The organism is Okeania sp. SIO3B5, from assembly GCF_010692555.1.
Taxonomy (GTDB): Bacteria; Cyanobacteriota; Cyanobacteriia; order Cyanobacteriales; family Microcoleaceae; genus Okeania.
In genome coordinates, this window is the sequence record NZ_JAAHHG010000264.1 from 1 (window position 1) to 13670 (window position 13670).

14 protein-coding genes are annotated in these 13670 nt (G+C 38.5%); 7 read left to right on the plus strand and 7 right to left on the minus strand.

Annotation, left to right across the window (positions count from 1 at the left end):
* On the plus strand, positions 1 to 224 hold a 224-nt coding region (locus tag F6K54_RS27225), incomplete at its 5' end, for a zinc ribbon domain-containing protein (RefSeq protein WP_293084584.1).
* A gap of 862 nt (positions 225 to 1086) precedes the next feature.
* On the opposite strand, the gene psaK is transcribed toward F6K54_RS27225, so the two are convergent.
* The gene (gene psaK / locus F6K54_RS27230; protein ID WP_293084586.1) at positions 1087 to 1350 is read right to left on the minus strand and encodes a photosystem I reaction center subunit PsaK; all 264 of its coding nucleotides are present in this window, start codon (positions 1348 to 1350) and stop codon (positions 1087 to 1089) included.
* A gap of 89 nt (positions 1351 to 1439) precedes the next feature.
* Complete coding sequence (locus F6K54_RS27235; RefSeq protein ID WP_293084589.1) at positions 1440 to 2117, minus strand: phycobilisome rod-core linker polypeptide; 678 nt, start codon at positions 2115 to 2117, stop codon at positions 1440 to 1442.
* 615 nt (positions 2118 to 2732) lie between these two features.
* Between F6K54_RS27235 and F6K54_RS27240 the strand changes: the two genes are divergently transcribed.
* Together F6K54_RS27240 and F6K54_RS27245 are read left to right on the plus strand one after the other, a co-directional pair.
* Positions 2733 to 3254, plus strand: a complete 522-nt coding sequence (locus F6K54_RS27240; RefSeq protein ID WP_293084591.1) for an ankyrin repeat domain-containing protein — start codon at positions 2733 to 2735, stop codon at positions 3252 to 3254.
* A 21-nt stretch (positions 3255 to 3275) separates the two neighbouring features.
* On the plus strand, positions 3276 to 4133 hold the full coding sequence (locus F6K54_RS27245; RefSeq protein ID WP_293084594.1) for a HEAT repeat domain-containing protein: 858 nt from the start codon (positions 3276 to 3278) through the stop codon (positions 4131 to 4133).
* 583 nt (positions 4134 to 4716) lie between these two features.
* Here the strand turns inward: F6K54_RS27245 and F6K54_RS27250 are convergent.
* The 5 genes from F6K54_RS27250 to F6K54_RS27270 form a co-directional block, all read right to left on the minus strand.
* Positions 4717 to 4875 (minus strand): hypothetical protein, encoded by a 159-nt coding sequence (locus F6K54_RS27250; protein ID WP_293084596.1) that lies wholly within the window; start codon positions 4873 to 4875, stop codon positions 4717 to 4719.
* Between the two features lie 622 nt (positions 4876 to 5497).
* Positions 5498 to 8563, minus strand: coding sequence for a phycobilisome rod-core linker polypeptide (locus F6K54_RS27255; protein WP_293084599.1), 3066 nt, complete (start codon positions 8561 to 8563; stop codon positions 5498 to 5500).
* Positions 8564 to 8853: 290 nt separating this feature from the next.
* Positions 8854 to 9048, minus strand: a complete 195-nt coding sequence (locus F6K54_RS27260; protein ID WP_375342005.1) for a zinc ribbon domain-containing protein — start codon at positions 9046 to 9048, stop codon at positions 8854 to 8856.
* Between the two features lie 113 nt (positions 9049 to 9161).
* The gene (locus F6K54_RS27265) at positions 9162 to 9374 is read right to left on the minus strand and encodes a phycobilisome linker polypeptide (protein ID WP_293084601.1); all 213 of its coding nucleotides are present in this window, start codon (positions 9372 to 9374) and stop codon (positions 9162 to 9164) included.
* A 398-nt stretch (positions 9375 to 9772) separates the two neighbouring features.
* Positions 9773 to 10567, minus strand: a complete 795-nt coding sequence (locus F6K54_RS27270) for a phycobilisome rod-core linker polypeptide (protein ID WP_293084604.1) — start codon at positions 10565 to 10567, stop codon at positions 9773 to 9775.
* A gap of 615 nt (positions 10568 to 11182) precedes the next feature.
* Here F6K54_RS27270 and F6K54_RS27275 point away from each other — a divergent pair.
* From F6K54_RS27275 to F6K54_RS27290, 4 genes are all read left to right on the plus strand, one after another.
* Positions 11183 to 11725 (plus strand): phycocyanin subunit beta, encoded by a 543-nt coding sequence (locus F6K54_RS27275; RefSeq protein ID WP_293084606.1) that lies wholly within the window; start codon positions 11183 to 11185, stop codon positions 11723 to 11725.
* 73 nt (positions 11726 to 11798) lie between these two features.
* Positions 11799 to 12287, plus strand: a complete 489-nt coding sequence (locus F6K54_RS27280; protein WP_293084609.1) for a bleomycin hydrolase — start codon at positions 11799 to 11801, stop codon at positions 12285 to 12287.
* A 147-nt stretch (positions 12288 to 12434) separates the two neighbouring features.
* Positions 12435 to 12731: an ankyrin repeat domain-containing protein gene (locus tag F6K54_RS27285; RefSeq protein WP_293084612.1), complete on the plus strand. Its 297-nt coding sequence runs from the start codon at positions 12435 to 12437 to the stop codon at positions 12729 to 12731.
* A 241-nt stretch (positions 12732 to 12972) separates the two neighbouring features.
* Positions 12973 to 13650, plus strand: a complete 678-nt coding sequence (locus F6K54_RS27290; protein WP_293084614.1) for a HEAT repeat domain-containing protein — start codon at positions 12973 to 12975, stop codon at positions 13648 to 13650.
* Positions 13651 to 13670 lie beyond the last annotated feature (20 nt).

The window sequence follows — 13670 nt, forward strand, 5'->3', positions numbered from 1 at the left end:
CAGATTGTGGGTTTAAAGGTGGTAAGTTAGACCTGAAGGTGCGAGAATGGGAGTGTCTCAACTGTGGTGCAAAACACGATAGAGATGAGAATGCAGCAATAAATATATTAGTCGCGGGCGGGCAGTCTGAGACATTAAACGGACGCGGAGGCAAGCGTAAGACTACTGCAAAAGTAGCAGCAGGCAATGAAGTGTCAACCCGCCGAGGAGCTTCGGCTCGGTAGGAATCTCCGCGCCTTTAGGCCGGAGAGGATGTCAAGAGGAATAGAATTTATCCACTACAACTACTTACCTTAAAAAGACCTGTTTTTTACTTTTTTTCCTAGTCTTAACTCATCGCTGACTAATTAGGACTTGCTGATTAAATATCGTGCATTGACTGATATCGGTTTTAGGCAATTTATGTCTGGAAAAAGTATGAGCTTTTCAGCTGCTCAGGTTACAAAAGTGAGCATTTTCGGGTAGCAAAAGCCGAAGAATCACTCTGACTATTGTTTTGGCCACTGACTCTGTAATTCCCATTTATTCTACGTCTGCTCCTACTGCCTACTCCCTACAAAGAGCAAAAAAACTTTCCATACGCAAACCCTAATTAATTGAGCCAAACTCTTAAAAATACTTACAACAGTATAGAAATCTTGTTCGCTATCTATAGAAAACAAACGAGACAATCCATATTGAGGACTACCTCTTTATATAGAGTTTAACAAATCTAAAATCACAACCATTTGTCACAAATCCAAAAGCAGGTTGTTGAAGTTCTGGAGAATCTAACATATAATATCATGTCCGGTTGAATACTTACACTTTGGAGGAGGTAAGGCAGCGGGAGCTGGAGGCAGGAGGCAGAAGCGGTGCGACCCCGCGTCGGCGTCAGACGCAAGGGAATGCGCACTCCTGTGAGGAAAGAAAAGGTTAGAAGGGAAAAGGTTTTTTATCACTGATTATCCGGACATGATATAAGCTAAAATTTGATCGATTCCAAAGTTTTGTAGAGACATTCCGTGGAAAATCTCTACATTACTTTTTCACCTGATATATTTTTTTATTAGTCTTGGTAGAAGACCCTAATCGCGTTTCAGTAGATTAGAGAATCCCTATATTCGCCAATCCTAGAATAACACCAAATCCGATCACATGGCCTAAACTCGTAGTTGCTAACAGAGCAGGATATCCCATTCCACCAAACATTTGTGGCATAGGTAATGCGGGTCCAGCAGTAGGGGTAGCCATAGTGAACTTACCTATAGCGATCGCTAATATATTGCAAATAATCATTACTATTCCAACTATAGGACTCCACTCAGGGGTATGGGGAACAGCAGTAGCAAGTGTCATTAAATGAATCATGTTATTTTTCTCTCTGGATTAAAACAATAATTGAAATTAGGACAAACTGAAATCTTATGCAGATTTTACATATTTTTAGCACAGGTATATTAAAAAGAACCTGTCTTGAAGGCAGCAATAGCAACCGTCAGAAAGATTCTAATAACTTCAATTGCGGATGCAACAGCTATAACAGCAAAGATTTGACGCACAAGACGAGGGGGTTGCCCATTTTCCCAACGGAGAATACTCCCATAGTAATGAGGTCTATACTGATTAGTATTCCCCTCTCCGCCATAGCGTTGAATACTTTGCTCTTTAGGTAAAGCAGGAAGATTTTGATCGCTGGAAAAAAGCTTTAAAGAGCGACGACTTGGCACAATATTGTCCCCAAAAGCTGCTATATATTCATCACTTCCTGTCAATTTTTCGGCAAAAGCTCTGAGTCCTTCTGTTGCCAAAAAAGAACTCCATTGATATTTTTCTTGATCTTCTGGCGGACGACCAAGAACTCGTTCAAAACAAAGACTAATAAAATGATAGTTACTGTTAACTTCCAAAATATAGTCTCTATACATTTCTGAACAAAGCAACTCACAAATCATGTCGCGAGTTGTTAATTCACCTGCTAAAAACAATGAATCTAATGTAGAATTGTGAAAGAAATCGAAATTACGGTTTTCTTTAAATAGTTGTCGATAGATTGCTTTTAAACAAGACGGACGATCTGAATAATCCTGTGTTGGATTAATTTCCATCAAGCTCGTATTCACAGGCTGTGTTTTCATAAAACCCTCCAAGTCATTTTTTTGAGGATATTGTATTTTTGTCAAATATCTTGATTATTTGATTCTCCTAGTCGAAACAACAGGAATTGCCTATTAATTTAATATTTTCTGTAAGTTTGTCAACTAATTAAGTTGTAAAAGTAATAAAAATTAACTTTTAAGTTCTCAGTATTAATTAGTGAAGTTTTATTAATTTGTTTCTCATTGTTTCTCACAAACCATCCATAAAGCTATATATAGCTAAAGGCAAAAAGATTGGTACTTATGTTGGACGGGTTGCTACTAGAGCATCAAGTTTGTCTAATATAATATATTAACCAAAAACTAAGTTAATCCCTTGAATTAACTACAAATACTAATAGCTTATACAGGGCTAACTACTGAAGCCAAATAATTGAAAAAAGTTGGACAAATGTTAAGAAATCTTGAAGAACTGCTGATTATCTGCTATCATACATTTAAATTATCCTTGTGAACAAGTAGCTTGAGTTCCAAGGGATTTTAAGCCTGTGGAGAAGATAAGTTACAGACTGCGGTCGGTGGTCTTCAGTGAAACAGGAAGCTAGCTCCAAAACCCTCATGGGTAAGTTTGGGTAAGTTTAGTAGAACGGAAAGATGAATACCAATATACTTTTCACGACAACTAAAGTCATGGGCTTCCTACTCACTTCTGGTGATAAATTGATAGAAGCAGCTAAAAACGGTCAAGTTGATCTAGTACAAACTTTGCTTGTCCAAGTTGATGATATCAATACCAGAGACAACCTCTTTGGTAGGACAGCTTTGATGTGGGCTGCTCGACAAGGGGAAACTGCAACCGTTAAAATTCTGCTTGAGCAAGGAGCAGATATTAATGCTGCGGATAAATATGGTGTTACAGCTCTACAAGCATCCGCCTCTTTTGGTCATACTGCAACAGTTAACACTATTCTTAAATATGGAGCAAATATTAATGCCCAAGATGGTCAAGGGTGGACTGCTTTAATGATGGCTATAGCCCATAATCATCCTGACACAGTGCAAGTGTTGCTAGAAAATAAAGCCCGAAAAGATATTCAGGAAAAAAATGGTTTGACGGCATTGATCATGGCTCAAAAACACAATTATTCTGATATGGTAAAATTACTAGATTCTTGATTTATTTATTATTAATTTTCCATGGTCAATATTTCTGAAAAATTACCAGATCCTATAGAAATTGAACAATTATTAGAACAAATTAACGAACAACTCGCTCAAAAAACATTTGACTCACAAGACTCTGAACTATTGCAAAAAATGGTAGAAGCATTGGCAGATCAGCGAGGTATGGTTCGATTAGGTTTTGTGGAGGCTTTTGGGCAAATTGGTAAACCAATAACTCCTTTTTTATTAGAAGCACTAGCTAACCATCCGAATCCGGTTGTGAGGCGATCGGCAGGAAAAGGATTAGCTAAAATCCAAGAACCAGATTCTATTCCCACTTTAATTAATGCACTATTAAATGATGAGGATACAGTAGTCAAAAGTTCATCTGCTGGAGCATTAGCCAAAATGGGTGTCCTCGCCGTTAAACCTTTATTAGAAATCATAGAAGGAGATTATCCCGGTACATCTAAGGGGCAAGCTAGTTGGGCATTAGGATTTATTGGAGCAGAAGGGATTGAAGAATTATTGTTAGCATACCAATCAGATAACAGAGATGTTCGCATTTGTGTAGTAGGAGCTTTAGGGAGGATAGCAGAAAGTAGATGGGATAAAAGTTTAGAGCAAGTTATCTTTTCTGCTCTTGAGGATCGAGATGTTGAAGTCCGTCTGGAAGCGATCGCAGCTTTAAGTAGAATACCACCAGCGTTGGCATTAGCCAAACTTATTCCTCTGTTAGATGAGTCTAATTTAGAATTATCAAAAGCAGCCTTTCTCGCATTAGGAAAATTAGGGGAAAAAGAGGCTTTACCTTATTTAGAAGCTAAATTAGAGGATAATCGACCTGGAATTTCGCAAGTTGCCAAAATTGCTATTTCTCAAATTAAATAGGGCTGAAGGAAGGCAGAGAGTAGAAGGCAGAAGGCAGAAGGAAAGAAAAGGCTAGAAAGGAGATTTTTTTATACTTTGCTTTCTTCTCTATTCCCTCCTGACTCCTGATATCATGTCCGGTAGCATCGGAGCGTGTATAAAATTAAGGTGACACTCTTGAGAAAACCTTCTGCCTCCTGCCTCCTGCCTCCTGCCTTCGGACCGCCAAAGTCTAACTATTCAACCGGACATGATATGACTCCTGACTATTGATAAATGCAGTTCCTCTTCTGGAGGCTAACTGATAACTGATAACTGAAATGATTCCTCAGCTATTACTTCTCTCGAAGATGATAAGGTGTATTACAAGCCATATCATTGACATCCTCCCGACCCTAACCTGACGGTACAGCGCGGGATTCCCATCCATCACTCGAACAGACGCTCGCGCTCACAAATGACTCAGGGCGGGTTGACACCTCACTGGAAAATGCTGGCAAAGCCAGTCTAACACTTCCTCTGTGTCCGTTTAACTTCTCCGTTAGCGCAGCTCCTCCGGAGGAGGCGTGCCCCTCGGTGACTTGATTGAACAGTTACAGTAATCTTAACCTTGGTTTTTGGTTAAGCAATATTTGTATGTTAACAGATTATCTGTAAAACCGCAACATTGATTGGCATTCCCATCCCTCCGCTCTCCCGTAGGGAGAGCGCGGGTATAAATGCCAACATTTTGATAAGACCGGGAAATTCTGGTTTCTGCCATTCAAACCTCTGGAGCGTAATTAATTTTATCCGATTTTATTTTGCTCTAATTCCTAAGTCTAATTAGGGCTTGCTGAATAAATCTAAAAGCACTGACATATAAAGGTTGAGCGCATTTTTTAGTAAAAAAAATTCCAAGCTTTTAGGTCGTAATTGTTCAAAAAATTAGCATTTTAGGCGAGAGTTGCGCAGCAATTACCCTTGATTATTCTTCCTCCTACCTCCTCTATAATTCCCCGTTCCTCCTGTCTCCCCCTCCCCTCCTGGGAGGGGCTAGGGGTGGGTTGTCTCCTACCCTTACCCATAAGACTTTTTCAGCAAACCCTAATTAAGTCAGTAGGGATTCATGGCCAAAATGAGTTTCCCTACGACTACTAGACTATATCCAACATAGATTAGTCAAAAAAATCGTTAGACAAGCTCTTTTTTTAGGGATTCACAGAGTTACTTCGCTCTTTCCTCCGGAGTTTTAATCAGGAAAAGTCCTAAGAGTAGAAGAAACATAAAAAGAGCATTTACAAAAAAGACTCCTCCAGCTTCAGACATTTTAATTAATCTCCTTATTTTTAGTTAAGTTTAATCTGTGTTCTATCACAGATACTAATCTTTAAACCTCATAATTATTAAACAAGGTTCAGGACTTTTCTAACTAACTGAACGGTATCATTAACAGGTTGAAAAGTATTAGGATTGTTAGACATTAGCTGATTTTGTAATCTTGATTGATTTCCGCTACTAGCCTTAAGGACTTTTCTAACTAACTCAACGGTATCAGTAATAGGTTGACTAGCATTAACAGGATTGTTAGACATTAGCTGATTTTGTAATCTTGATTGATTTCCGCTAAAACTAGCCTGATCGCTGGTAGAGAGACTTTCAAACATCTCGAACATATAGGTATATCCCACTACGCTCTTACCTGTTTGAGTTTTATACCCTCGATAGTAAGGAACTATATTTTCCCCAAAAGCTTCTTCATACTCTTGACTATCAATGTAGGAATCAATATCTGCTTCATAACCTTGACTATCTAGAATCTGACTGTGATAGACAGTTTCTTGATAACTGTCGGGAGCGCGACCTAGAAGATGCTTGAAGTTTAATTCATGGCAACGATAGCGGGGACAATTATCAATGAATCGAGATTTATACAATTCTGATTTTGCCAAACAACGTACAAATTCCCGCACAGTAATATGACCATGTTTTAATTGAGATTCAGCAACAGTTAATCGTTCACTTTCCATCACATGAGCGTTACCCAAAACCTGTTTGTACAAAGCTCGAATGACTAATTCTACATCTTCAAATGAACTATTAGGAACAAACTTAAACTTAATTGGACTATCTACTACAGCTTTATATTCGTTTTGGCAGATAATAGCTCTTTGACTTACAGATGTTCCATTATAAACAGGATACTCACTAGGTGGTATTTCTTGAGATTCTGTTACTTGAGACTCAACACTTTGGCTAGTTAGATCCTTAGCATTGGAATCTTCAGAAAAGTCCGTAATTTGATTAGGTATATCGCTGAGTAGAGTTCGATCTAATTCAGCATAAGTATTTCTAGAAATTGATTTATCGCTACTAGAAGCACCACGCAACAATTGGAAGGAATGGGTAAATCCAGTCAGATTTTTACCTGTTTGAGTTTCATATCCCCGATAGTAAGGAACAATATTTTCCCCAAAAGTTTGACAATATTCATCACTATTTAGGTAGGAATCTATTTCTGCTTCAAAACCACCTTCTGCCAAAATACTAATATGCTGAGAGATTTCCGTGTAATTTTCGGGAGCGCGACCTAGCAAATGTTTAAAGTTTAATTCAATCACTCTTAAATTAGGGTATTTTTCCCAGAATAAGGCGCGATATCGTTCTGATTTAGCTAATTGACGGACAAATTCCATCACAGTAATTCGACCACTGCACAGTTGAGATTCAATTTCTGGCAATCTCTCGCTCTCCATCAGATGAGCATTACCAAAAACTTGCTTATAAGCTGCTTCAATCACAAGCTGTTGCTTTTCAAAGGAATCTCCAGTAAATAATTCTATTGGTTTACTATCAGCAAAAGCCTTGATATAGGGGTCGCTGATTGTAGGCTCCTGTATTCGAGGTTCTTGTTTGTAAGTACCAACACCTAATTCTTTTGCTAAGTTAAACCCTTTGGGATTGAAAACTATTGGCTCCTTCTTAGTTTCAGGTTTTTTCAGTAAAGACTGCTCTAGTTGAGAAGACTTACTAGATTCAATAGAAGAAGCAATAGAACGATCGCTGCTACTTTGACCTTTAATTAATTGGAAAATACGATTATATCCAGCTACATTTTTGCCAGTTTGTGTCTCGTAGCTGACATAATAAGGAACAGTATCCTTACCAAAATTCTCCTCGTATTCTTCGCTATCAAGATAAGAATCAATTTCACCAGCCAAACCCTTCTCAGCTAATATAGCAATATGTTCGGATACCTCTTGGAAACTATCTGGAGCGCGACCAAGCAAATGCTTAAAGTTTAATTCTATCGCTCTGACATTAGCGCAAGTCTCAAAAAATAAAGAGCGATATAAATCTGATTGTGCCAACTCCCGAATAAAATCTTTAACAGTAAATTGTCCATCTTTTAACTTTGATTCAGCAGTCAGTAATCTCTGACTTTCCATCAGATGAACATTACCAAAAACTTGCTTATAAGCTGCTCGAATAACTATCTCCAGTTCTTCGCCAAAAGCACCATCAAATAATTTAACTGGTTGACTTTCTCTAGCAGCAGGAAAAGTAGCAGCAGCTTCACGAGCTTTATACTGTTGCAACCAAGTATTGGGTGAAACAGGAGTCGCTAAATACTCTGGTGATTTATATTTATAGCCACTAATTTCGAGGTCTGTGAATTTATATTCTACTGATTTTACAGGAGATTTTTTTGGTACTGGGGTTAGACCTCTGGAAAGAGGTTCAATTTTAGTAGGTTTGTCATCAAGAAGCGCTTCTTGTAGTTGAGGCGAAGAGCTGCTCAAAATTGATTTATCGCTACTAGAAGCACCGCGCAATAATTGGAAGGAATGAGTAAATCCAGCTAAATTTTTGCCAGTTTTAGTTTGATATCCTCTATAGTAAGGAACTATATTTTCCCCAAAACTTTGACAATATTCATCACTATCTAGGTAGGAATCAATTTCTGCTGCAAAACCACCTTCTGCCAAAATCTTAATATGCTCAGAGATTTCCGCATAATTCTCCGGAGCACGACCGAGCAAATGTTTAAAGTTTAATTCAATTGCTCTTAAATTAGTGCATCTCTCAAAGAATAAGACACGATATCTATCAGATTTAGCTAACTGACGTACAAATTCCAGCACAGTGATTTGACCACGTCGGAATTGAGATTCAATTTGGGGGAATCTCTCACTCTCCATCAGATGAGCATTACCAAACACCTGTTTATAAGTTGCTTCAATGACAAGTTCTCGTTCTGCTTCAGAACTGGGTTCGATTAATTCTATTGGTTGACAATCTGAAAAAGCATTGATATGACTTTCACCAGGTTCTTTCTTTTCAGGAGGCGGAGGAGCATTTAAAGCAATTTTTCTTCTTTTTATAGCTTTTGCTAAGTCAAAACCTTCAGGATTGAATTTTTGTCGAGCAGCTCTGATTACAGAAGGGCGAAATAAAGTATTGTTGATCATATATCTTCATAAGTTGGGGTTAATTAAGCTAAGACGCATTTTAAATGCGTCTTAGGTTTTCAGAAGTCAATTGACCTATTTTTAAGGCTCTTTTTTCTTCCGTCGTCTTAACTTTAGGCGTCAGTTTCAACTGGTTGATTATTTGCTTATGATTCGCCTAACAATGTAACGCCAATAACCTTTCCTGCTCTATAAAACTGATACAAAGCTTCACATAACGTGACAAATTGACGTTTACTTCCTGCTGTACGGACGTTGCATGCAACGTCCCTACGGCCATCGGCGGTTACTCATCCACAGGCATTGACGGTCGAGCCGACCGCATTTCTTGAGTGCGTCTTGCATTCTGTTGGCAAAGCCTTTCCGGAGGAAATGGAAAGCTCAGAATTACGCACTCGCTCTCTCAAATTTATACTTGCGTTTAAATCTCGATCTATTAACAAGCCACAGTCAGGGCAATCATAAGTTCTCAGGCTTAAAGGCATATCTTGGACATGACCATAGTCAAAGCAAGTTTTTGATGATGGAAAAAATCTATCAACTACCCATAGCTTCAGAACCGTACCATTGACACTTGTACTTATTCCTCGTTATTTGCTTATGATTCGCCTAACACTGTAACGGCTACAACTTTTCCTCCTAAAGAATAAATCTCTCGCATTGCTTCATTCATGCGGCTATGAGCGACTTTCTTTTTGTAAGAACTCACCCGTTTAACATTTTGACGACAGACTCCTGTAACCTCAATTTCAACAATGCGGTCATCATAATTACTAATTTGGGGAGTTCCAATAGTTGTCATTTGTGTCATTTTAAATACCTCTCACAGAAATTTAAGTACAATGAAAAAATGAAAAATTGATCGGCAAATATCAAAAAACTATAATAGCCAGAACAGCAATTATTTTGCTTGTTACTGACTACTATAGCAGCAATTCCCACAGTTATGAAGTACATTAATTTGCGGAAAAATCGGCAAATAAGCGTCCCTTTTGCTCTGACTAAAATGGTGAAAAGTCAACTTTATAATCATAAATTAAAAGCCTCCATCCCCATGTCTCCATGTCACCGCATCCCCGTGTCTATCAAGAATGAAACAGACCTGCCCTTTGTCAGGGGGACTTTTTGTTGGCTTCCCCTTACAAAGGTGAGGCAGGGGGGGATATAAAACTGTACCTCTTATGTTAAAGAACTGCTATATCTTTGATTTTAAGCTACCTCAGTGATCTTAATAATTTTGCCACCACTTTTATGAATATTGCGAACTTCTTGGTTCATTTGAGAATAGGTGACAACCCTTTGTCTTTTCCCACGACGATTTACTCTTGCATCAGCAGTACGGGAGTCAAACTCAATGAGGAAAGATTTAGATGTATTATCATAAGCTGCACCATTACCCATACTAGGTGGTTTAATGGGAGTTGCTAAATTAGCTGCTAAAGAGGAAATTAACTTGGCACTGTTATCGCGATCGCTTGTAGCAGATCCTCGTAATAGAGAAAACATCCGATTGAAGCTTTCTGTCTTCATCCCAGTTTGGGTAATAATGTGACGAGGATAAGGAACAATATTTTCCCCAAAACTTTCAATATACTCATTACTATCAAGGTAAGAATCTATCTCTGCATCATACCCTTGCTCACAATATATTAAAACGTGTTCATCAATTTCCGATTGATCTAGAGGAGGACGACCTAAAAGGTGTTTAAAGTTAAGTTCAATAAATCGGTTTTGGGAAGAACTATGAAAGAATAGAGACTGGTATAAAGGTGATTTGGCCACAACCCTGACAAACTCACGTACACTAATAGAGCCATCTCTTAAAAGAGCTTCTGGACTGTCCAGACGTTGGCTTTCCATTATATGTTCGTTCCCTAGTACCTGTTTATAAACTGCTCGAATCACAGTTTGCAAGTCGTCTTCTGTATAATTAGAACGCAACTCTAATGGATCAACTTCAAAAGCATCTAATCCTAGAGTTGCTGATAAGGCTAAATTGCCCATATTTTTCTCCTTAATTATGATTATGGTTTTTTGAAAATTTAAAGAAACTAGAGGTCCTCAGTTCCCTCAAGCTTGAGGATCTACAGCAGTTTTCAATTTGGGTGAACCACAAAGGTCCCAACTTCTGTAAGACTGCTTCATAAAACCGATATAAAACGTCAAAAAACGCGACATTTTAATGTTTACTTCCTGCTTTCCTACAGAATACTACGCAAACAACTGAGGCCGTCGGCAGTTACTCATCCACAGGCATTGACGGTCAAGCCTACCGCATTTCTTAAGTCCCCATTCTGCATTGTCCCAGCTAGAACCTTTGGTGACTAGAAGCCTACATTACTTCAGCTATTCAATACTATATGGTCTATGAGCTGAAAATTGCTGTAATTACTAATTCAGAGTTTGGATCGCATCATACTATGATGGATGGTTTATGAGAAACAAATTGTCATAATAGTTAATTTTGTTACAAAACATTAATTAGTTTATCATAATCAAAGACAAAATGGAACTTTATCCTTTACTATTGTTTCCGAACGGTTAAATTAATCGAACCTAATTAATCCCTTAAAAATAAGGGGCTAAGAAAAAAATATTCAAAATCAGGAGATTTTAAAGATGCTTGATGCATTTTCCAAAGCTGTAGTTGAAGCAAACAGCAAGAAGGATGGTTTCATTGGTGGTTCTGACTTAGAAGCACTCAAATCTTTTATCGCAGATGGCAACAAACGTCTTGATGCAGTAAACTTTATTGCTAGTAATTCAAGCTGTATCGTGAGTGATGCTGTTTCAGGTATCTGTTGTGAAAGTCCTGGTTTAACTGAACCAGGTGGCGGTGTTTATACTACCCGCAAAATGGCAGCTTGCTTGCGTGACGGTGATATCATTCTTCGCTATATCTGCTATGCTCTTTTAGCAGGTGATGCTTCCGTACTCAATGACCGTTGTTTAAATGGTTTGAAAGAAACTTATTCTGCTTTAGGTGTACCAGCAGGAAGTGCAGCTCGTGCAGTAGGAATTATGAAAGCAGCAGCAGTAGCTTTTGTTAGCAATACAGCTTCTCAACGCAAAATGAATGTAACTGAACAAGATGGAGCTTGTGCTTCTTTAGTTTCTGAAGTGTCTGGTTACTTTGATGCTGTTGTTGCAGCTATTAGCTAGAACTAAATAATTTTTCGTTCATACATTTAATTCATTTTTTTTTGCTTTATCAATTTTAAGGAGAATCTCAATAATGAAATCAGTTGTAACCACAGCTATTGCATCTGCTGATTTAGGTGGTCGTTATCCTAGTAGTTCTGACTTGGAATCAGTTCAAGGTAGTTTACAACGTGGAGCCGCTCGTTTGGAAGCAGCAGAAAAATTAGCTGCTAACTATGATGCTGTTGCTCAAGAAGCTGTTGACGCAATTTATGCTAAGTACCCCAATGGAAGTGGTAAAGACATTGGTGCAGATGTACAAAAATCCAAGTGTAAACGTGACATCATTCACTATTTACGTTTAATCAACTATTGTTTAGTAGTTGGTGGTACAGGTCCTGTTGACGAATGGGGTATTGCAGGTGCTCGTGAAGTTTATAAATCATTAGGAATTAGTACTGATACTTATGTGACTGGTTTAGCTAAAATCCGCGATCGCGTTTGTCCTGGTCGTGATATGTCTGGTCAAGCAGCAACTGAATTAACAGCATACCTAGATTACGTTATTAATGCCATGTCCTAGTAATAGGTTGGTCTCAAATGACAATAAAATAACGAGTCTTTATGGGTGAAGGATTCTGTGGCCTGTTACTTGGCTAGAACAGTTAAGTAATGGACTCAGATTCCTTCATTAATCTTAATTGAAGAGTTTTTTTGAAGATAGGATTTAATGAGTGCTACTTACGAGCTGAATGAAGCCCTCTTACAAGCTAGTAAAGAAGGAAATCTAGAATCAGTCCAATCCCTGATTGAACAGGGTGCTGATGTTAATGTTAAAGACAAAGAAAATGCTACCTCTTTGATGAGGGCAGTATCTCGAAATTATATTGATATTGTCAAACTCTTGATCGAAAAAGGTGCTGACGTTAATGCCAAAAATGATTGGGATTATACACCCTTGAAATATACTCAAAAACTCAACTTAAAAGAAATGGAGCAAATTCTTAGGGCAGCAGGTGCGGTATAGAACCCCTAACCGTATCTTCATAAATATCAAGTTTTTTTTAGCTAGGAGTCAGGAGACAGGAGACAGGAGACAGGAGACAGGAGGTAAGAGGGAAGAGAGAAGATGTGGGGAGAGATAATACAAAAAATTCAACACTTCTTCAGATGATTTTTTCTCACTCATTGATGCGCGAAAAGACTTGACTACCACAATTATATAGATCTCAAATGGGTTCTATAAGAAAAATTATTATAGTTTTTCCATGTCTCCAGAACAAACAGATACTTTTTTAGCAGAGCCTAAACAAGAAGCAGTCCAAAAAACTTTGTCTCCAGAACAAATAGATACTTTTTTAGCAGAAACTAGACAAGAAGCAATCCAAAAAACTTTTGACACTAATGATCGCCAACGGTTACAACTCATGGTAGAATGCTTGGGCGATTCACGGGGAATGGTGCGCTTAGGGTTGGCTGAGACTCTTGGACAAATTGGCAAACCAGCTACTCCTTTCTTAACTGAAGCTCTCCTGAATCACTCTAATCCTGTTGTGCGACGAGCTAGTGCCAAAACTTTGACCTTAATTGCCGATCCAGATACAGTTTCTCCCCTAGTCCATGCCCTACTTAATGATGAAGATACAGTGGTTAAAGGATCGTCAGTTGGCGCTCTCGCTCGGATAGGGGAATCTGCTGCCCCTGTGCTGTTAGATATTTTAGGGTCTACAGAATATCCAGAAAGTACCAAAGGTCATGCAGCTTGGGCTTTAGCATTTATTGGCTCTGAAGCAAAAGAGCATTTCTATCGGGAGATTAATTCTGAAAAGGTGGCAGTTAGGTCCGCTGTAGTAGGAGCGATCGCCAAAATCGCCCAAGATTCAGGGGAGGAAGAGGATCTGAATATTTTACTGACCAGAAAAATGGGTTTCAAGCCTCGCCCATAAGCGGGCGACTTTTTAGTTGA